The organism is Salinibacter grassmerensis (assembly GCF_947077765.1).
Classification (GTDB): domain Bacteria; phylum Bacteroidota; class Rhodothermia; order Rhodothermales; family Salinibacteraceae; genus Salinibacter; species Salinibacter grassmerensis.
Window position 1 is genome coordinate 70,607 of the sequence record NZ_CAMTTF010000008.1, and the last position, 20,145, is coordinate 90,751.

Sequence of the window (20,145 nt, forward strand, 5' to 3'; positions counted from 1 at the left end):
GAAAAAAGGCACTCGCGGGACGGAAGGGTTGTTCGGGCAAGCCCAAGCACGTGGAAGCTCAGCCCCAGGAATAACTCATTTCTGCCATTCCCCTCACGCGCTCTTGACCTGCAGGCCGATGCCTGCGCTAGTCCGCTTCGCGTGTGGACGGCGAATGAGAATGTGAGGGGAATGAAATTCCCGTCATCAATCGGACGCGGGAGACGTGTGTAACTCACGTACCAAGCTGATCTTTTTCCAGTGCCCTCCCATCTCATGCTCACGTTCTACCTTTTGGCCGCCCTCGTTCTGATTGCGGTCGTTCTCGTCGTGCGCACCTTCAAGGTCGTGAAGGAGTACGAGCGCGGCGTCAAGTTTATGCTCGGGCAGTTCGTCAAGGTGATGGAGCCGGGCCTCGGCACGGTCATCCCGCTGATCCAGTCGTGGGAGCGGGTCGACATGCGCGTGAAGGCGGTCGACGTGCCGCGCCAGGAGAGCATCACGCGCGACAATGTAACCGTCGAGATCGACGCCGTCATCTACTACCAGGTGCGGGACGCGGAGAAGGCCATCCTGGAGGTCGAGGAGTACATGTACGCCACCCAGCAGCTGGCGCAGACCACCATGCGCAACATCGTCGGGGAGGTGGACCTCGACGCGCTGCTGGCCGAGCGGGAGCGCATCTCCCAGCAGATCCGTGAGATCATCGACGAGGCCACCGACCCGTGGGGCATCGAGGTGCAGTCGGTGGAGCTGAAGGACATCATCCTGGCGGAGAACATGAAGCGGGTAATCGCCCGGCAGGCCGAGGCGGAGCGCGAGCGCCGTGCCGTCACGATTCAGGCGGAGGGGGAACTGGAGGCGGCCCAGAACATGGCCGACGCGGCGGATACGCTCAACGACGAAGAGGGGGCGCTCCACCTCCGCACCCTCCAGACGCTCAACAGCCTCAGCAGCGACGACTCGAACACTGTCATCTTCGCCGTGCCCACCGAGGCCCTGCGGGCGCTGGAGTCGATTGGGGGGAACGGAACCGGTGGAGAGTAGGCCCCGATCGCAGGCAGATGTGTGCAGTGCCAGTTCTTGACCAGGGCCTAGACTCATGCCCCTGGTGCCTCCCGCACGCTGGCGATGTGTGTGCAACCAAAAAGCCGACCTTGGGCCCTAAGACCCAAAATCGGCGGAAAGAAGTGTCTACAATGGTGTGCGCTCGGGAGGATTCGAACCCCCGGCCTTCGGTACCGGAAACCGATGCTCTGTCCGACTGAGCTACGAGCGCATGTCTAAAAAAGACACTACAGTGTTCGAAGCGCACCCCAAAGTGTTCCTGCAAAGAATCAGCAAAGGGGCAAACAGGAGGGGGCGCCGCACTTTCAAGGCGCCGCTAACGTCTCTCCTCACGGGCCCTTCACGCTGTGGCGTCTCCCTCCTCTGCTTCCGGCGGTGTCCTGTTCGATCCGTGGACCCGACGGGGGCATCTTCCACTGAACGGCCCACTGGAGCGGGCATCGGTGGGACGGCCCACCCTGAGCTTCGTGACGGGCCTGCTGGGCCTCGGGGCCGCGTTTTTGCTGTTCCAGTTTCTCCTCACCCCCATTGCACTCCTCGCCCAGATCGCGATGGCGGAGGGCGGGCTGTCGTTGGAGGCCTTCCAGAACCCGGAGCGGCTGATGGCGTCCTACACGCAGGAGCTGCTGGTCAGCAACAGCATTGGGCAGGTGCTGGGGCTGGCGGTCCCGGCGCTGCTGGCGGCGCGCCTGCACTCCTCCGAGTGGATGGCGTACCTGCGCCTTCGGGGCGTGGACGGGCGGCTCCTGGCACTGGCGCTGGTCGGGATCGTCGGGCTGCAGCCCGTGACGCAGTGGCTCGCCGAGCTGAATCGGGCGCTGCCGCTGCCGGAGTCCGTCCGGGCGATGGAGCAGTCGCAGCTGGAGATGATTCGGAGCGTGCTGCAGAGCGACCTGGGGCTCGTCTTCAGCGTCACGGTGCTGGCGCTCGTCCCTGGGGTCTGTGAGGAACTGCTGTTCCGAGGGTACGCCCAGCGACAGTTTGAGCGAGCCGCCGGGCCGACTGGGGGCATTCTTTTGGCGGGGGGGCTCTTCGGGGTGTATCATCTCCGCCCTTCGCAGGCGCTTCCGCTCACGGTACTCGGGCTGTACATGGCGTATCTCGTGTGGCGCACCGGCAGCCTCCTGCCGGCTGTGCTGGTGCACATCGCCCACAACGGCCTCGCCGTCGTCGGGGCCCGATACGCAGAGACGCATCCCGACTACACGGTCCGCGCGCTCGAACAGACCTCAATGCCGTGGTACCTGGTGGGGCTTGGGTTCGTCATTGTGGGAAGTGTTCTCTATGTTATGCATTCCCTTGCCACTCGCCTTCAGAATTCTCCAGGCGAGGCGGAGCGCTCTTCTCCTTGACCGTTTCCACGACCCATGAGTTCGCACGAGGAATGGGCGAGTGTTTTTCGGACTAGCACCGACTACGAGGCCGACCTCGTTCGGGATCGGCTCGACGACAGCGGCATTCCGGCCGTCGTGCTGACCCAGCGCGACCATGCCTTCAACCTCACTGTGGGCGACCTCGCCTCGGTGCACGTGATGGTGCCGCCGGAGCAGGCCGACAAGGCGGTGTCGCTGTTGGAGGAGCAACTCTCGGACGAGGAATTGGAGGCGGCGGCGCTCAGCGCCGACCCCGACGCCCCTCCGGCCAACACCCCCGACCAAGACTCGAAGCTCGACTCCGGGCACGAGCACATGGACCTGGGGCCGCCCGAAGACGACGCGGAGGACGCCGACGACGACTCGTCCGCGTAGAGGAGCCGGACCGACGCCATGGAATGGATTGATCAGACCGCGTCCCCGTGAGCAACAACTTCCGCCGGATCGTCACGGCCCTCTTGGCGGCGCCGGTCGTGCTGGGACTGGCGTACCTGGGCGGATGGTGGTTTGCGGGCCTCGTCGCGGGCATCGGGGTGCTGGGGCAACGCGAGCTGTACCAGATGGCCCACCAGGGCGGTGCGTGGCCGCAACGGATCTGGGGGTTTCTCGTCGGCATCCTCCTCGTGGGAACGTTCCTGCGGCCGTCCCTCTGGCCCGTTGGGGCGACGATTCTGCTCCTTTTCGTCGTAGGCGCGCCGCTGCTGGTGCCACAGGAGCAGTTTCTGTTCAGCTTCGCGGTAACGCTCGTGGGGGTCGTCTACCCGACGGGCCTGCTCGGGAGCTTGATCTGGCTTCGCGAGACCCAAAGTGCGGCCGTCGGCGACGGGGAAGCGTTCTGGTTGGTCCTGTTCGTCTTGCTGGTGGTCTGGGCGACGGATGTAGCGGCCTACTACGTTGGCAAGACCGTCGGCCAGCGCCCCCTTGCCCCCACCATCTCCCCGAACAAGACGTGGGAGGGCACGCTCGGGGGGCTGGGAGCGGCCCTGATCGTCGGCATCGTGCTCAAGCTGACCGTCGTGGACCTCCTCGCGTGGGCTCATGTGGCGGCCCTCATCGGAATTGGGGGCGGCGTGAGCCAGCTTGGCGACCTGCTGGAGAGCAAGCTCAAGCGCTCGGTGGCGGTCGACGATTCGAGCCAGCTCCTGCCGGGCCACGGCGGGATGCTGGACCGCTTCGACGCGATGGCGGTGGCGGCCCCGCTTAGCGTGCTCTATCTCCACCTCGTCGCGGGACTGGTGTAGTGCCTGGTTGCAGTCTGGGAAACGGGGGGCCACGCCAGCGGAGGGGCTGAGGGCCTCTGAGGGCCATCGTACACCGGATTTTGGGAACGACGGCTCCGACCGCCCTGTTCGGTCCGGTGCACAGATTTCTGACACGCAGCCGACGCGACCATGGGTCTGTTTAGTGCCGGGCGCGGGCCCCGGTCGTTCGACTACCGGCCTCGCCAACACGATCCCGAAGAGGAGGACGATCGCGACATCCGGCGGCGGATGAAGTCCCGCCGCGCCCAGGAAGCACAACGCAGTCCGCTCAGCCTGCTGTTTTTCCTGGCCCTCCTGTTTCTCACGCTGCTCCTCTACTACTCGCTGTAGGTTTCTCCAATCCGTCCGTGCCGTGGCCGACGAGCCCACCACGTCCGAGGGCCTCATTGAGGTGATGTCCGACCGCCTCGCCAATCAGATTGCGGCGGGTGAGGTGGTGCAGCGGCCCGCCTCGGTGGCGAAGGAGCTGACCGAGAATGCCCTCGATGCGGGGGCGTCGTCGATCGAAGTGCTCCTGAAAGACGCAGGCAGTACCCTCGTGCAGGTCGTCGACGACGGGTGCGGCATGGGGCCGGGGGACGCGGAGCGCTGCTTTGAGCGACACGCCACCAGCAAGCTCCGCTCGGTGGACGACCTGGAGCGCATCCGGACGCTCGGGTTTCGGGGAGAGGCCCTCGCGTCGATCGCCGCCGTCGCGCAGGTGACGCTCAAGACAAAGCGGGTGGAGGACGACGCGGGGACCCTGGTGCGGGTGGAGGGGGGCGAGCAGGTGGCGAAGCGTCCCTGTGCGATCCCGAGCGGGACCTCCGTGGCGGTCCGCAATCTCTTCTTCAACGTCCCGGCCCGTCGCAATTTTCTGAAGACCCCGGCCACTGAGCTGAAGCACCTCACACAAACCGTCCAGTCGCTGGCCCTCGCCAACCCCGGTACGGCAGTCCGGCTGGAGCACGACGGCCACGAGCACTACGACCTGCCCGCGGCGCCGGACGACGACTGGCACGCGGCCACCCGCGCCCGCATCCTCGGCCTCTTCGGCGGCGACCACGAGGGCGAGTTGGTGGCGGTCGGGGACGAGTCGAGCGACCTCAGGCTGCGTGGGTTCGTCGGGGCGCCGTCGTTCCATCGGAAGACGCGGGGCGAGCAGTTCCTGTTCGTGAACGGCCGGGCCGTGACGGATCGGTACCTGAGCCACGCGGTCAAAAAGGCGTACGGCGAGCTGGTCCCGGATGGGGCGTTTCCGTTCTTCGCGCTCTTCCTGTCGATGAACCCGGAGCGGGTGGACGTGAACGTGCACCCGCAGAAGGAGGAGGTCAAGTTTGACGACCAGAGCGGCATCTACGGGTTCTTGCGGAGCGCCGTGCGGCGGGCGCTGGGCCGGGTGCACGTGTCGCCGCAGATGGACGACGAGGAGACGTCGGGAGAGAGGGCGGACACGCCCGGTCCCGAATCCGATGAAACGGAGGGCGGGGGGGACGCCGCGTCGCCGGTGTCGGGGGACGGCACCTCGTCCACGCGGCCCACGCCGACCTCCTTCCAGCCGCGGCAATCGTCCGAGGGGGCGTCCGATTCGTCGGGAACCCCGCCGTCTGGGTCGTCCTCCCGGCCTTCGAGTCCCACGAACGAATCCCCGTCGGTGTCGCCCGGCGATCAGTCCGACGCCCTCTACCGCCCGCCGGATGAGGGCACTGAATCCTCATCGGGGGACGCCCCGGCATCGTCCCCTCCGCGCGGAGAGAAATCGTCTTCGACGCCCGGCGCCGACGGATCAGAGCGGTCGGAGCGCCCGGTGTGGGGCCTGCACGACACCTACGTCGTGACGCCGACCGAGACGGGCATGATGCTCGTCGACCAGCGGGCGGCGCACCTCCGCGTGCTGTACGAACGGGCCCAGGCGCATCTTCGCGATCAGCAGGGGGCATCGCAGCGCCTGCTCTTTCCGCACACCGTCGACCTGTCCCCCGCCGAGGTCGAGCTGCTGGACGAGCTGCGAGACGACCTCGATGCCCTCGGGTTTGAGCTGGAGCGCCTCAGCGGGCGTACCGTCTCGGTGCGGGGCGTGCCGGCCGACGTGCCGGACGGGAACGAAGACACGATCCTGGAGACGCTCCTAGAGCAGTACCGCTCCGCCCAGGGTGCGGTCGAGGATGAGCGCCGCGAGCACCTCGCGAAGACGATGGCCCAGCGAAGCGCCGTGGACCGGGGGCAGCCGCTGTCGGAGGAGGAGCGGCGGGCCCTCCTCAACGACCTGTTCGACTGCGAGATGCCCTACGCCGACCCCACCGGTACGCCCACGATCGTCAAGTTTTCGATGGAGGAGCTGGCCGACCGCTTCGGGCGGTAGGCGGTTTCTCTCCCACGAGTCTCTCCCCCGATGTCCCACCCGCTCGTCGACACGGTCGCGGCGTTCAGCGATCGGCACGCCCTTCTGGACGACGAACCGGTACTGGTGGCGGTAAGCGGCGGCGTGGACTCGATGACGTGTCTCTCCGTCCTCCGCCGACGGGGCATCGACGTGCACGCACTCCACGCAAACTATGGGCTGCGAGAGGGGGCCGACGCGGACGAAGCCCTGGTGCGCCGGTGGTGCACTGAGCAGTCGCCCCCGGTGCCGCTCTCCGTCGTGGCGCTCGACGCCAAGGCCCGCGCCGCGTCCCACGACGAGTCGCTTCAGGAGGCCGCGCGCCGGCTGCGCTACGACGCCCTGGCGACGGAGGCCGCGGAGATCGGGGCGCCTGCCGTGGCGACCGGCCACCACCGCAACGACCAGGCCGAAACGCTCCTCCTCAATCTTGTCCGCGGAAGCGGGCCGGAGGGGCTGGCCGGAATGCGCCCGGCACGTCCCCTGGAGGCCGACCCGTCCGTCACCCTTGTCCGGCCCCTCCTGAACGCCCGACGGGACGCGATCGAATCCTACGCCGAGTCCACGGGACTCCCGTGGCGGACCGATCCGACCAACCAACGTCACGACTACGACCGGGGTGTTGTCCGGACCGACATTCTTCCCCGGCTGGAATCTCACTTCGAGGGCGCGACCGACGCCCTGGCCCGGTCGGCGGACCTCATGCAGGAATACGTCGACCAGGCCCTCCGGCCGGCCTTGAGGCAGCGGATGACCCGGACGTACACCGACCGTGATGAGGGCGGGGCCCTGTCTGTAGAGGCCCTGCGTGAGGCCCCGCCCGTCTGGCGCCGTCGCCTCCTTCTGGAGGCCCTGCGCCGCGCGCTGCCCACGGCGCCCTACTCCCGGGCGGTGGCCGAGGAGCTGGAGGCCCTCGTTGAGGCGCAGGTGGGGAAGCGCGTCGAGGTGGGGGCGGGAACCGTCTGGCGGGAGCGCGGGCAGATGCGCTTCGTGCCCGACGCCGCCACGCCCGATCCGCTCCCGCCCACGTCCGTTGAATGGGGGACGCCCGTGTCGATCCCGCAGGGCCGTCTCCGGGTGGCACGGTGCGACGAGCAGCCCTCATCGCTAAATCCGGGCACGCCGCACGTCGCCTACGCCGACGCCGATCGGCTGGGGACGACGCTCACGGTGCGCTCCTGGGCGGATGGCGACCGCATTCGGCCTCTGGGGCTGGACGGCACGAAACCTGTGAGCGACCTGTTGACGGAGGCCCGCGTGCCGCCCCACAGACGGATGGACGTGTCCGTGCTGTGCGGGGACGGCCGCATCGCCTGGGTGGTGGGCCACCGGCTCGACCACCGGGTCCGGGTCCGGCCCGCGACCGACCGGGTGGCCCGGCTCATCCTACGACCACGTGAAAAACCCTCGGACAATTGACACTCTTCGGGGCCGCCGCCTAGCTTTGCTCGTCTCATTCGCGCCTCACTTTTTCCACCGATGGCTTCTGACATGCCCGCCACGCGCGACCTCTTGGAGACCCCCGTCCAGCCCACCGATGCCGCCGTTACCGTACAGGGCGAACGCTTCCGACGATACCTGTCGGCCGAGCGGATTCAAGAGCGGGTCGCCGAGATGGGGCAGGCCATCGCCCGCGACTACGCCAGTACCACCCCCATCCTCGTGAGCGTCCTGAACGGGGCGTTCATGTACACCGCGGACCTGATGCGGGCCATCGACACGGATTGCGAGATCGACTTCATCAAGCTCTCCTCGTACGGGGACGAGAAGGTGTCGAGCGGGGAGGTGCGGGAGCTCAAAAGTATCGACGCGGAGCTGGAGGGCCGCGACGTGATCGTGGTGGAGGACATTGTAGACACGGGACTGTCGATGGAGTTCATGAAGCGCCGCCTTGCGGGGTGCAACCCGGCCTCCCTGCGCGTGTCGACCCTGCTCCACAAGCCCACGGCGACGGAGCCGGACCTCACGCTCGACTACGTCGGCTTCCGCATTCCGGACCTCTTCGTCATCGGCTACGGGCTGGACTACGGCCAGCTCGCCCGCAATCTGCCCGACATCTACATCCTCGACGAGGAGTGATCGGGGCACGGCCTGCAGGCCGCGGACTGGCATGCCCTCCTGTAAGGGCGCCGTGATTCTGTCCACGATGGAGACGTTGGTCCGTCGAGCGGTTGCTGGGGGGAGGTCCCCGCCCGAGCGTTTTCTTGAATCGCAGCATTGGTACAATGGCCGAGTCTTCGCCCCGCATTCTCGTGGTGTACACCGGGGGCACGCTGGGCATGGTGGAGAGCGAGGAGGGCTACGTGCCGGGGCCCGGCACTCTCGAAGCCCTCATGGAGGAGCGCCTCTCGTTTCAGTCGGAGGACCTTCCCGCCTACGACGTGCACGCGTTCGATCCGCTGCTCGACAGCGCAAACATGAAGCCGGCCGACTGGCTCGGCATCGCGGAGGCCATTCGGGACCGCTTTGAGGCATACGACGGCTTTCTGGTTGTCCACGGCACGGATACGATGGCGTTCACCGCCTCGGCGCTGTCGTTCATGCTGCATCCGCTCGATAAACCGGTGCTCCTCACCGGCGCTCAACTGCCGTTCGACGAGGCGCGCACCGACGCACAGGGGAATCTGCTCACGTCCCTTCTGCTGCTGGCCACCTATCCCGGCCGGCTGGGCGGGGTGCACGTGTTCTTCCACGACCGTCTGTACCGGGGCACCCGCGTGACGAAGGTGAACGCCGACTCGTTTGCGGCCTTCGACTCCCCAAACTTCCCAACCGTGGGCACGGCGGGCATCGATCTCGACGTGGACTGGGAGCGGGTGCCGGCGCCCCATCAGCCGCCCCGCCCCCCCGCCGTAACAGAACTCGGGGCGGCGACCGTCTCGGCGTTTCGGCTCTTTCCGGGGCTGGGGGTGGCGTCCCTGAAAAACGTACTGGCCCCGCCGGTGGAGGGCGTTGTGCTGGAGTGCTTTGGGGCGGGCAATGCGCCGGCACAGAACGACGCGTTCCTCGATGCCCTGCGCGAGGCGACGGCGCGGGGCGTCGTCATTGTGGCGGTGACACAGCCGCTCCGGGGCACGGCGGACCTCGACCTCTACGCGACCGGCCAGGCCCTGGCGGACGCAGGCGTGGTGAGCGGGTACGACATGACGACGGAGGCGGCGCTGGCCAAGCTATACTACCTCTTCGAGCAGGACCACTCGCCCGACGAGGTGCGCCGGCTCGTGCAGAACAACCTTCGAGGGGAGCTGACGCCGCCGGAGGAGGTGCCGCCCGCCCTGGGCCGTACGCGGCGCCGCTTGGCTGGATACCGGTAACGGCGAGTCACGACGCTGTGGCGGAGGCGTCTGTCTCGTGGTGGACGGCCCCGGGCTGCTTTGGGCGGAGGTGGGCCGTGAAGTGGCGGAGCTGAGGGGGCTCTTCGGTGATTTCGTAGCCGCAGAGGGCGTCCTTGCGCGCCACCAGTTCCTCGAAGCACTCGATCACGTAGTCGACGTGACTCTGGGTGTAGACGCGGCGGGGGATGGCGAGGCGCAAGAGCTCCTGGTCCGCTGGCTCCTCACTGCCGTCGGGCTGCCGGCCAAACATGACCGACCCGATCTCGACCCCGCGGATGCCGCCCGTCACGTATAGCGCCACGGCCAGCGACTGGGCCGGGTAGTCCAGCGGTGGAATGTGAGGGAGAAACGACTTCGCGTCGATGTAGACGGCGTGCCCGCCCACCGGCTTGACGATCGGCACGCCCAACTCCGTGAGGGCCTCGCCGAGGTACCGCGTCGACGCCATGCGGTACTCCAGGTAGTCCTCGTCGACAATCTCCTGCAGTCCCACGGCGATGGCCTCCAGGTCCCGTCCGGCCAGTCCCCCGTAGGTTGGGAAGCCCTCCGTGAGGATCAGTTGATTGCGGGCCTTCCGGGCCCACGTGTCGTCGTCGAGGGCCAGCCACCCCCCGATGTTGACCAGCGCGTCCTTCTTGGCGCTCATCGTCATGCCGTCCGCGTGCGAAAACATCTCCCGGACGATCTCCTTGACCGAGCGGTCGTCGTACCCGTCTTCGCGCTGTTTGATGAAGTAGGCGTTCTCGGCGAAGCGACAGGCGTCGAGGACGAGCGGCACGTCGTGCTCGTCACACAGGGCCTTTGCGCCGCGGATGTTGGCGATCGAGACCGGCTGGCCGCCGCCGGTGTTGTTGGTGACCGTGAGCATAACGACAGGAACCCGGCCCCCCTCCGCGACTAGGAGCGCCTCCAGCCGGTCGAGATTGATGTTGCCCTTGAACGGATGTTCCGCGTCCGGAATGTGCCCCGCGTCAATGACGAGGTCGACCGCCTCGGCGCCCGTGGCCTCAATGTTGGCGCGGGTGGTGTCGAAGTGCGTATTGCTCGGGATTTTGGCGTCGGGACCCGCCACGATGCCCATCAGGATGCGCTCGGCGGCCCGGCCCTGGTGGGTTGGCACGACGTGCTCGAACGGCATCAGGTCCTTCACCGCCTCCTCGAATCGGAAATAGGAGGGCGACCCCGCGTAGCTCTCGTCCCCCTGCATGAGGCCGGCCCACTGCGCCGCGCTCATCGCGGAGGTGCCCGAGTCGGTCAGCAGGTCGATGATGACGTCGTCGGCGTGCAGGTTAAAGAGGTTGTAGTGCGCGTCCCGAATCATCCGTTCACGCTCGGCCCGAGACGTGAGTTGAATCGGCTCGACCGACTTGATCCGGAACGGCTCGATGATCGTATCCATCTCCATGGCGGACTGAAGAATTCTGGAGTTGAAACGGAATCGTAAACTATCAACTCAGCCAGGCAAGGACAACGGAGGGGCGAGATGCCGAGAGACGAACGCTAGGCGGGAACCGGGTCGAGGGCACGGTCAAGCTGAGCGCGCAACTTTTTGCGGCCCCGGTGGAGGTAGACCTTGACGGTGTTGAGCGGCATGTCGAGGGCCTCGGCAATCTCCTTGTACTTGAGTCCTTGCAGTTCGCGGAGGGCCACCACCCGCCGGTACGGATCGTCGACTCGGTCCAGGGCGTCGAGCACGTGGTCGTGGAGGTCGGCCGCCTCGGTGTGGCGGTCGGGCGTCCGGCTCGGGCTCGGGGCACGGTCCACGCCGTCGGGGTCGTTCCGGACGGTCTTGCGCCGTCGCTGTCGGGCCCGAAGCCGGTCGATGCAGGCGTTCCGGGTCACGCGCATGAGCCAGGCGATAACCCCGTCCTCGTCGAGCTCGTCCTGGTGCTCCCAGAGCGTCACCAGTACCTCCTGGGTCACGTCCTGGGCCGTTGCGTCATCGTTCAGCATCGAGCGGGCGAACCGGTAGACCTGGTCCTCGTGGTCGGAAACCTGACGTTCAAAGGCGGGAAACGTATTCATCGTGGTGGAGCCATGAATGGAACGAACCAAGCGAGCGCGACGATGGGCCGTCGCACAACCGCAGGGGACAGGTCGCGCCCCTCCTCGGTTGCAGGGGAGCCTACGGAGTGGGGCGGGGCCGGGATGCCGGCTGCGCGATGAGTGGGACGATGCGTGCGATCAATCGCCAATCCTCGTTCTCCGGGCCCCTCCATAAAAAATGCCCCGACCGGGGACCGGCTGGGGCACTGGAGAAACGAGTCGGGACGTACGGAAAGGCTTCAACCACAGCCCATTGTCCGGACGCTCGCGCGGGCACGCCCTCAGAATTAAGAAAAGACACCGGGCTGGTCTCCAGGCTAGCGCCGCGCGGAGATCTGTCTCCTCCGAAGCGAGAGCGACCGTCACCCCTCAGAGACTGCGCCGAGGTCCAGGTCGACCGGCTTCGGAAAGCACACGTAGGGCTTCTCTACGAAGCCTGTGAGGTCCGAGATGGTGGCGGTGTCGGCCATCTGAGAGAGCTCGCGGGCGGTGCCGTCCCGCCCCAGGATGCCAATCAGTTCCTCGTCGCCGTCGTAGGCAGTGTGGCGCGACACGTTGAGGGTGAGGTAGTGCCGGGCGGCCGCCTCCGCCTCGGAGCGGGGCACAAGGTCCTCGGCCACGAGCCAGTCCGCCACGTCGGCGCGCCAGGCGTCGATCTGTGCCTCGTCGGGGCGCTGCGAGAGAAAGCGGACGCGCAGGAAAACACGGTTGATGAAGCGGTGGCACAGGTCGGCCAGAACCGGGTCGGGGCCCTGCATCCACTGCTTGAGGCTGAAAAGGACGTCGGTGTCGTCAAGTTGCAGGTAGTGGTCCTGGACCTCGGGGGTCTCGATCGCGTCGACGTGCACGTCGTGGTCGAGAAAGAAAAGCAGCGCCCGCGATCCCCGTTGCAGCCAGTCGGGGGCCGGCCCGGCGTCGAGGTGCGTCTGCGCGCGGCGCAGGATGCCCCGGAGCAACTCGTCGCCGGCCAGCACGGTCTTGTGGAGGTAGACCTGCCAGTACATGAGCCGGCGTGAGATGAGGAAGTTTTCCACGGCGTAGATGCCCTTCGCCTCGATCATGACCTCCGCGTCGGCCCCGCCCGAGAGGGGATGCACGCGCATGGTCTTGAGCAGACGCTGGACCCCCACTTCTCCCTCCGCCACGCCGGTGTAGAAGGAGTCGCGCCGGAGGTAGTCGAGCCGGTCCATGTCGAGCTGGCTCGACACCATCTGGTGGAAGAAGGGCCGGTCGTACGTGTCGTCGAACATGGCGAGGGCCATCTCAAGCGCGCCGTCCATGCGCTCGTTGAGGTCCGTCAGGAGGACCCGGCTCATGTCTTCGTGCGAAAAGTCCTCGATGAGCTCGTGTTCGAGGGTGTGAGAGAAGGCGCCGTGTCCCACGTCGTGCAGCAGGGCCACGGCCAGGGCGGCGGTCTGCTCCTCCGGGCTCACGGGCGTGCCCTTCTCGGTCAGGTTGGCGAGGGCGTCCTGCATGAGGGCCATTGCCCCCAGCGCGTGGTTGAAGCGCGTGTGCTCGGCGCCCGGAAAGACGAGATGCCCGACGCCGAGCTGGCGGATCCGGCGCAGCCGCTGGACCTCCGGCGTCTGGACGAGGTCCATGATCACGTTCTTCGGCACAGAGACAAACCCGTGGACCGGGTCTGAGAAAAGCTTGAAGCGCTGGTTGGCGGACACGGGGGAAGAGTGAACAGGTGCAGAGGAGCGTCGAAGGGAGGAGCCGCACGGGAAGGCAGAGCGGCGCGTCGGCATCCTACCATCCGTCGTCGGCTAGATTCTGGACGATGGTGGTGTAGAACGCATTCGAGTCGAAGTCGGCGGCGAGCCCCGACGAGAGGCCCACCTGTCGGGCGTGATCGGCGTCCACGGTGCCCTGGTAGTCGCCCCAGCGAGCACTCTCGACGCTTACGATGCCGTCGTTTTCCCCTTCTTCCTCGTACAGGTAGCGGTTCAGGTAGCGAAAGATGGGGGCGATGGGGATGGCGGTCCCTTTGCCCGCCCGGCACCCGTAGGACCAGTATTCGACGTCCGGATGGTCGGGGACCTCGGGGTTGAACGTGTTTTCCATGTGCTCGGGGGTCAGCTCCGTAAGGGCCCGCCGGAGGTTGGCCGACCCGTCTTCCAGAATGTGGGTGCCTACCCAGTCGGCCATGTCCGCCAGCCAGTCGCGCACCAGCTCGGGCTGGTCGAGCACGAGGGAGGCTACGGAGGAGCCGCGATGGGGGGTTGCGATCGTGACAAGGACGTCGACCACCTCGTGCCAGCCCATGGCCGAGATGAGGTAGCGGGCGTCCAGGCCGCCCATCGAGTGGGCGATCAGCAGCAGGCGGTCGGTCTTGGCTTCGTCGAGGACGCGCTCCAGGCGGTCGTTCCAGGTGGCGGTCCGGGCGCGGACAGTGTCGTAGGGGGACACGTTGGGCGCCACGGCCCGCACGCCCTGCGACCGCAGGTGCAGGGCCTCCTTGTGCAGGTGCCCGCCCCGCCGGAAGGACGCCCCCACGCCGAAGCCGTGCATGAGCACGACCGGGGTCTGTACCGGAATCAGTTCGGGCTGCGGGAAGGGCTCCAGGCCGGTAATGCGCCGCAGGGCGGAGGCCGGAATCGTGGGCTCCGGGTCGTCGGGCATGGTGGGGGTGAAGGTGCTCGGAAGAATCGCTGGCTGAGTGATACCCGAACTGAACCGGGCGGGTTCGTGGGCCCGACGGCCTTACAGCGAGAGGATGGGCAGGAGCGAAGTGGAATGGCCCATGATGAGCGCTTCGCCGGCGACCACTGCCAGCGCGGCCCCGACGGGCACGCGGATGTTGTCGTTCACCGGCAGCGGGAGGGCCTCGAGGCCGGCCCCCACCAGGACGCCGCCGGCCGCCGGGCCGAGGGCGATGGACGAAAAGAAGGTCACCACGCCCAGGCCCGTGACCACGAACGCGGCGGTGCCCTCTACGGTCGCCGAAAGGGGGCCCCATGCATGGCGGCCCCACCGGCGCCCCACCAGTGCGGCGGCGGCGTCCGCCAGCATGGCCATCACGAGCACCGGCACCGCAATCCGGAGGGGGAACAGCGCCACCATCATGGCGGCGCCTACCAGTACGCACGTGGCCCCATTGAATTGCACCCCCGTTCTTGTTGCCGGCAATTCTTCCGCCCGCATCAGGGCCCCGAAGCCCCACCGGATGACCGCGTTGAAGGGCTCAGAATAGGCCCGAGCCACGTCGGCGGCGATGGCCACGAGCGCTGCGGGGGCCAACAGGTACAGTGCCGTCGGCATGCCGATCACCCATGCCCCAAACGGGATCAAGAGGGCGAGGAGGTGGAGGGCCTTCCGGGCGACTTCGCCGGTGTACGAGAGGGAAGAGGCGGACACGAGACGGCGAAACCAGGGCGCGAGATTCCGTTCGTCTCCCGAACCTTCCGGCCCGGCGATGGTTCAGCATCTTACCAAATCCGGTTCCACTTCCTGGGCAAAACCAGTGAAGTCCGGGCCGCCTTCCCAACAAAGGGATTTCCTCCTGGGTTGACCGCAGGCCTTTCGCCGTCTCTCAGCACCTCCTCCCGAAAAGTCCTTGCGCCCATGCGCGCCACCGCTTCTGTACTCGTCGTCTGTATGCTTCCACTGCTCGCTGGCTGTGGCTCCGGCTCCGACGGTGGCTCCGAGGCCGAACGCATGGCGGAGAAGCACGAGGGCGACACGCCCACAGCCACCGAGGCCGCCCAGGCCCCCGAGATTCCTGTGGAGGGGCGCACGGTGACCTACACGCAGCAGAATGGGACGGACCAGACTGGGTACCTTGCCGTGCCCGCCAATGAGGACTCGGTGCGGTCGGCGCACGAGGGCGACGCACTACCCGGCATCGTGGTGATCCACGAGTGGTGGGGCCTTAATGACAACGTCCGGGCTGCCACCCGGCGCCTCGCCGGCGAGGGATACCGCGCCCTGGCTGTGGACCTGTACGGCAATGCCGTCGCCGAAACGCCGGACTCGGCCCAGGCGCTCATGGGGCGGGCGATGCGCGATGCGTCGCGGCTCGTCGAGAACGTGCTGGACGGACGAGCCTATCTGACGTCTGAGACCGGCGCGCCCCGGACGGCTCTGCTAGGCTGGTGCTTCGGCGGGGGCATGACGTACCGGACCCTGGCAAATGACGCGTCCGGCTTCGACGCGGCCGTGGCCTACTACGGCACGCCGGAGCCCCTTTCTGGGACGGCCCTGCAAGAGTTGGAGACGCCGATCCTCGCCCACTTCGGCACGGAGGACCAGGCCGTTTCAATCGACGCGGCCCGGGGCTTCCGAGACCGGATGGAGGACACTGGGAAATCGCTCTCGTACCACGAGTACGACGCCGGCCACGCATTTGCGAACCCGTCGGGGGAGAGCTACCAGCCAGCGGCCGCCGGGCAGGCCTGGACGCGCACGACCGACTTTCTGCGGACGCACCTCTCCCCGTAGGCGCTCTCGGTTCCTGCCGAGCACGTGTGGCACCATCGGTTCGACGCTCTCTGCACTCGTTCACTCTTTCGGACCTACGTTCGCGTATATGGCCTCTTTTCCGCCCCTCGACAATGACCGCCTGCTCCGCGCCGCCCGCGGGAAGCCCACCGACTGCACGCCGGTCTGGATGATGCGGCAGGCCGGTCGGTACTTGCCCGAGTACCAGGCGATCCGCGAGGAGCACCGTTTTTTCGAGGTCGTGGAGACGCCCGAGCTCGCGGCGGAGGTGACCATCCAGCCGGTAGAGCGCTTTTCCCTCGACGCGGCGATTCTCTTCTGCGACATCATGGTGGTGCCGGAGGCGATGGGGCTCACGGTCAAGATGGTGTCGGGGCAGGGGCCGACCTTCCCGAGGCCCCTCACGACGCCCGACGAGATGGAGCGCCTCGTGGAGCCGGATGTGGAGAAGTCCCTCCAGCACGTGTTTGAGGCACTGACGGTGACGCGGCACGAGCTGGCCGGGCGCGTGCCGCTGATTGGCTTCTCGGGGGCGCCGTGGACCCTCATGGCGTACATGGTGGAAGGGGGAGGCAGCAAGTCGTACCGGGCCGCCCGGCGCTGGCTGTACCGCCACCCCGAAGCCAGCAAGGCCCTGCTCCAGCGCACGACGGACGTGATTGTCGACTATCTGATCCGCCAGGTAGACGCCGGGGCGCAGGTGCTTCAGGTGTTTGACTCCTGGGCGGGCCTCCACACCCCCGAGAATTTCCGGACGTTCTGCCTGCCGTACCTCGCCGAGATTGCCGCGCGGGTGAAGGAGGCGCATCCCGATGTGCCGCTCGTTGTCTTCGCGAAGGGGGCACACTACGCCCTGGACGCGCTGGCGGACACGGACTACGACGTGATTAGTCTTGACTCTACGATGGACCCGGAAGCCGCCCGTGACACGGTCGGCGACCGGGCCGTCTTGCAGGGCAACCTCGACCCATGCGCGCTGTACGCCCCGCCCGATGTCCTGCGACGCGAGGTGCAGCATATGCTCGCGGACTTCGGGCCGCACCATCACATTGGCAACTTGGGCCACGGCATGCTGCCGGACCACGACCCCGAGCACGCCCGCGTCTTTGTCGACACGGTCCACGAGCAGTCTCGGCACATGCGGACCGTCTGAAGAAGGCCGTTGGCGAGGTCGGAACTGCCCGCTCTCCCACATTCCGTTTCACGCACCCCCTTGACTGTTATGCTCGATACCGACTCGCCACGGGTTCGCGCCGTCCTTCCGCTACTGTACGTGGCCTGGGCGGACGGGGTGCTCACGCCGTCGGAGGCCGCGACGATCCGGAGCCACCTTCGCAGGCAGGGGTGGCTCGATGCGTCCACCCGTGAGGAGATCTGCGACCACCTTGACCCCCAGTCGCCCCCCACGCCCACGCAGTACCTCCGGTGGATCCGCACGCTGCGGGACGGGGCCGGGAACGCGGCAGTGACGTCCCGGTGCTCACTCGCGGAGCTCGGGATGGCCCTCGCAAACGCTGGGGGGGATGGGGTGGCCCTGCCCGAAGATTCTCGTCGGGCGTTGGAAGACATTGAGTCGGCCCTTAACATTGACGGGGAGGAGGTCGTGCGTGATCTCCTCGGGGAGCGGCCCGAGCCGTCGCCCGTGGAGCCGGAGGCGCCGTTCGACACGGACGCGATGCAGCGTCTCCTCGACGGCCCTCACGCGGACCTGCGTGAGAACATCCGCACGCTTCTTCAGGATCCGGCGTTCGAGTACCAGGACGGGCTGGACACCGAGGCCTACCGCGAGCAGGTTCTTCGCTGGTGCGAGCACCTGGCCGACCAGGGGCTTGGGGCGCTGGCCTATCCCGACGAGTACGGCGGCGGGGGCAACATGGAGCAGTTCATCGTCGCCTTCGAGACGCTTGCCTACCACGACCTGAACCTGGTCGTCAAGTTCGGGGTGCAGTTCGGCCTGTTTGGGGGAAGCATCCACCACCTCGGCACGGAGCGCCACCACGAGGAGTACCTGGACCGCGTGGGCACGCTCGACCTGCCCGGCTGCTTCGCCATGACGGAGTGGGGACACGGCTCGAACGTGCGAGAGCTAGAGACGACGGCCCGCTACGACCCCGCGACCGAGGAGTTTGTAATCAACACGCCCCACGACGGCGCCCGGAAGGAATGGATTGGCAACGCTGCGGCCCACGGGCAGATGGCGACCGTCTTCGCCCAGCTCCGGACCGACGGGGAGGAGCACGGGGTCCACGCCTTCCTTGTGCCCATTCGGGCCGACGACGGGACCCCGCAGCCGCGCGTCCGAATCGAGGACTGCGGCGAGAAGGTCGGCCTCAACGGCGTCGACAACGGACGGCTCTGGTTTGACCAGGTGCGCATCCCACGAACGAACCTGCTCGACCGGCACGCACAGGTGGCCCCGGACGGCACCTACGACAGTCCGATCCCGAGCTCCGGCAAGCGCTTCTTTACCATGCTGAGCACGTTGATCGGGGGGCGCATCAGCGTGGCACGGGCGGGGCTGAGCGCGGCCAAGTCGGGCCTCACGATTGCCGTGCGCTACGGCAACCGGCGCCGCCAGTTTGGGCCCAAGGACGAACCGGAGGTGCCGCTCCTCGACTACCGCACCCACAAGCGGCGTCTCCTCCCGCGCCTGGCCACGACCTACGCCCTCCACTTTGCGCTCGACGACCTCACCGCGCGGTTCACGCGCAAGGGGCGCGGCGAGTCGCTGGAGGCCATCGAGGCGGAGGCGAACGCGCTGAAGGCGTACGCCACGTGGCACACGAGCTCCACCCTTCAGGAAGCGCGTGAGGCCTGTGGCGGGCAGGGCTACCGGGCCGACACCCGCATCGGACGCCTCCGGGCGGACACGGACGTCTTCACGACCTTCGAAGGCGATAACACCGTGCTCATGCTGCAGGTGGCGAAGGGGCTGCTCTCCGACTTCCAACGGGAGTTTCGGGACATGAACCTGTGGGGGATGGCGCGGCTGGTGGCCGACGAGGTGGCCACACAGGTACAGGAGCTCAATCCGGTCGTCACGCGCAAGACCGACCCCGAACACCTGCGGGCCCTCTCCTTCCAGCAGAGCGCGCTTGCGTACCGGGCCGAGAAACAGCTTCAGAACGTCGGCCGGCGCCTCCAGCGGCGCATCGACGACGGTACGGAGCCGTTCGATGCGTTCGTGGACGTGCAGGATCACCTCGTGCAGTGCGCCCGGGCGGACGCCGAACGAATGATCCTGGAGCGCTTCGCGGACGCGGCCGAGGACGTCGACGATCCGGACCTCCAAGACACGCTCACGGCGCTCCGCCGCTTGTTTGCACTGTCCCGCATCGAGGCCGACCTGGACTGGTTCCTGGAGGCCGGCTACGTGAGTGGGGCGAAGGCAAAGGCCATCCGGGGTGCCGTAAACGACTTGTGCGACGAGGTGCGCCCCCAGGCGGAGGCCCTCGTCAACGCCTTTGGCATCCCGGACGCCCTGCTGGGCGCCCCGATCGCGACGGAGCCCGGCCCTGGCCCGACGTGATACGGGCGACGAGCCGCTGGCGTCAGAGCAGCAGCCCCCACGCGACGGCCATCCCCAGACAGCCACCGAGCAGCAGGAGGTCAGTAGGACGAGACCACGCTCCCCGTCTGTAGACCCCGTACAGGGCCACGGGCCAGCACACGAGCACAAGCAGGCCGAGCCACCCGGTGTGCTCGTGCCACGGCGGGCCCGTTGCCTCCGAAAGGTGAACCTGCGTCAGCGTCTCTCCACAAACCGGGCAATAGTCGTCCGACGGTTCGCGATGGGCACCGCAGGAGGGACAGCGCTCCATAAGAGAAGAGAAAACGCGTAGAACTTGGCCTGCCTTGGCAGATCGCCCGTGGTCCTATCGGCGAGACTGCGCGGCTAGCTGAAGGTCTGGCCCCGCTGCTCCATGGCCTGGCGGGCGTTTCTCTGCAGCCATCGCCCGAGCTGCATGGCGTGCTCGGGCGTCATGACGAGGGACGCCTGCACCTCGCGCGTCAGCTCCCCACGCGTGACCTGCCCGCTGCGCTCACTGAGGTCGACCTGACCGGTCTCGTCGATCTGGTGACTTACGTGGTGGGGAATGCTACTACGCTCGACGTACAGATTCGCCACCACCGAAGCCCCGTCCGGGGACGGGCCGCCATGCGCCCCGGTCGCGGTAATGGTGTGCACCGTGTCGGCGTCTTCGTAGACGAACGTGATTTCGTCTTGAGAGTCGTCGGGCATGGAGACGGGCCGGTCGGATGGGATGGATCGTGCGGAG

General features: G+C 67.4%; 19 protein-coding genes and 1 tRNA gene. 12 read left to right on the forward strand and 8 right to left on the reverse strand.

The genetic code is table 11. The annotated features are described in order from the left end of the window. The first annotated feature begins 255 nt into the window (after positions 1-255). A complete protein-coding gene (locus OJB03_RS14035; RefSeq protein WP_263788547.1) occupies positions 256-1,026 on the forward strand; it encodes a slipin family protein in 771 nt (256 codons plus the stop codon). Positions 1,027-1,184: 158 nt separating this feature from the next. On the opposite strand, the gene OJB03_RS14040 is transcribed toward OJB03_RS14035, so the two are convergent. Further along, positions 1,185-1,258, reverse strand: a tRNA-Arg gene (locus tag OJB03_RS14040). Between the two features lie 136 nt (positions 1,259-1,394). Here OJB03_RS14040 and OJB03_RS14045 point away from each other — a divergent pair. The 8 genes from OJB03_RS14045 (at position 1,395) to ansA (ending at position 9,355) form a co-directional block, all read left to right on the forward strand. After that, complete coding sequence (locus tag OJB03_RS14045) at positions 1,395-2,399, forward strand: CPBP family intramembrane glutamic endopeptidase (RefSeq protein ID WP_263788549.1); 1,005 nt, start codon at positions 1,395-1,397, stop codon at positions 2,397-2,399. A 15-nt stretch (positions 2,400-2,414) separates the two neighbouring features. Continuing rightward, on the forward strand, positions 2,415-2,795 hold the full coding sequence (locus OJB03_RS14050; protein ID WP_263788551.1) for a DUF2007 domain-containing protein: 381 nt from the start codon (positions 2,415-2,417) through the stop codon (positions 2,793-2,795). A 47-nt stretch (positions 2,796-2,842) separates the two neighbouring features. Beyond that, positions 2,843-3,661, forward strand: coding sequence for a phosphatidate cytidylyltransferase (locus OJB03_RS14055; RefSeq protein ID WP_263788553.1), 819 nt, complete (start codon positions 2,843-2,845; stop codon positions 3,659-3,661). Between the two features lie 150 nt (positions 3,662-3,811). Further along, a complete protein-coding gene (locus OJB03_RS14060) occupies positions 3,812-4,012 on the forward strand; it encodes a hypothetical protein (RefSeq protein ID WP_263788555.1) in 201 nt (66 codons plus the stop codon). A gap of 22 nt (positions 4,013-4,034) precedes the next feature. Next, positions 4,035-6,023 (forward strand): DNA mismatch repair endonuclease MutL, encoded by a 1,989-nt coding sequence (gene mutL, locus OJB03_RS14065; protein ID WP_263788557.1) that lies wholly within the window; start codon positions 4,035-4,037, stop codon positions 6,021-6,023. A 30-nt stretch (positions 6,024-6,053) separates the two neighbouring features. Beyond that, positions 6,054-7,460 (forward strand): tRNA lysidine(34) synthetase TilS, encoded by a 1,407-nt coding sequence (tilS, locus tag OJB03_RS14070; RefSeq protein ID WP_263788558.1) that lies wholly within the window; start codon positions 6,054-6,056, stop codon positions 7,458-7,460. Positions 7,461-7,520: 60 nt separating this feature from the next. Beyond that, a complete protein-coding gene (gene hpt, locus OJB03_RS14075; protein WP_272507346.1) occupies positions 7,521-8,120 on the forward strand; it encodes a hypoxanthine phosphoribosyltransferase in 600 nt (199 codons plus the stop codon). Positions 8,121-8,266: 146 nt separating this feature from the next. After that, positions 8,267-9,355, forward strand: a complete 1,089-nt coding sequence (gene ansA / locus OJB03_RS14080; protein ID WP_263788562.1) for an asparaginase — start codon at positions 8,267-8,269, stop codon at positions 9,353-9,355. Positions 9,356-9,362: 7 nt separating this feature from the next. Here ansA and OJB03_RS14085 read toward each other — a convergent pair whose 3' ends face one another. From OJB03_RS14085 to OJB03_RS14105, 5 genes are all read right to left on the reverse strand, one after another. Then, entirely contained in the window at positions 9,363-10,775 is a 1,413-nt protein-coding gene (locus OJB03_RS14085; RefSeq protein WP_272507350.1) for a tryptophanase, read from the reverse strand. Positions 10,776-10,876: 101 nt separating this feature from the next. Continuing rightward, positions 10,877-11,401, reverse strand: a complete 525-nt coding sequence (locus OJB03_RS14090; RefSeq protein ID WP_263788565.1) for an RNA polymerase sigma factor — start codon at positions 11,399-11,401, stop codon at positions 10,877-10,879. 383 nt (positions 11,402-11,784) lie between these two features. Continuing rightward, complete coding sequence (locus tag OJB03_RS14095; RefSeq protein ID WP_263788567.1) at positions 11,785-13,098, reverse strand: HD domain-containing protein; 1,314 nt, start codon at positions 13,096-13,098, stop codon at positions 11,785-11,787. A 76-nt stretch (positions 13,099-13,174) separates the two neighbouring features. Continuing rightward, positions 13,175-14,047 (reverse strand): alpha/beta fold hydrolase, encoded by an 873-nt coding sequence (locus tag OJB03_RS14100; protein ID WP_263788570.1) that lies wholly within the window; start codon positions 14,045-14,047, stop codon positions 13,175-13,177. A gap of 81 nt (positions 14,048-14,128) precedes the next feature. Continuing rightward, positions 14,129-14,782, reverse strand: coding sequence for a diacylglycerol/polyprenol kinase family protein (locus tag OJB03_RS14105; protein WP_263788572.1), 654 nt, complete (start codon positions 14,780-14,782; stop codon positions 14,129-14,131). Between the two features lie 207 nt (positions 14,783-14,989). On the opposite strand from OJB03_RS14105, the gene OJB03_RS14110 reads away from it, so the two are divergent. The 3 genes from OJB03_RS14110 to OJB03_RS14120 all read left to right on the forward strand — a co-directional run bounded on the left by OJB03_RS14110 (position 14,990) and on the right by OJB03_RS14120 (position 19,394). Next, a complete protein-coding gene (locus tag OJB03_RS14110; RefSeq protein ID WP_263788573.1) occupies positions 14,990-15,865 on the forward strand; it encodes a dienelactone hydrolase family protein in 876 nt (291 codons plus the stop codon). Positions 15,866-15,953: 88 nt separating this feature from the next. Then, positions 15,954-17,018 (forward strand): uroporphyrinogen decarboxylase, encoded by a 1,065-nt coding sequence (gene hemE, locus OJB03_RS14115; RefSeq protein ID WP_263788574.1) that lies wholly within the window; start codon positions 15,954-15,956, stop codon positions 17,016-17,018. A 69-nt stretch (positions 17,019-17,087) separates the two neighbouring features. Continuing rightward, positions 17,088-19,394 carry an acyl-CoA dehydrogenase family protein gene (locus OJB03_RS14120; RefSeq protein ID WP_263788577.1) on the forward strand — a complete coding sequence of 769 codons (2,307 nt, stop codon included), beginning with the start codon at positions 17,088-17,090 and terminating at the stop codon, positions 19,392-19,394. 22 nt (positions 19,395-19,416) lie between these two features. Here the strand turns inward: OJB03_RS14120 and OJB03_RS14125 are convergent, their stop codons facing one another. Further along, positions 19,417-19,686, reverse strand: a complete 270-nt coding sequence (locus tag OJB03_RS14125) for a hypothetical protein (protein WP_263788578.1) — start codon at positions 19,684-19,686, stop codon at positions 19,417-19,419. Between the two features lie 74 nt (positions 19,687-19,760). Further along, a complete protein-coding gene (locus tag OJB03_RS14130) occupies positions 19,761-20,108 on the reverse strand; it encodes a hypothetical protein (RefSeq protein WP_263788579.1) in 348 nt (115 codons plus the stop codon). Positions 20,109-20,145 lie beyond the last annotated feature (37 nt).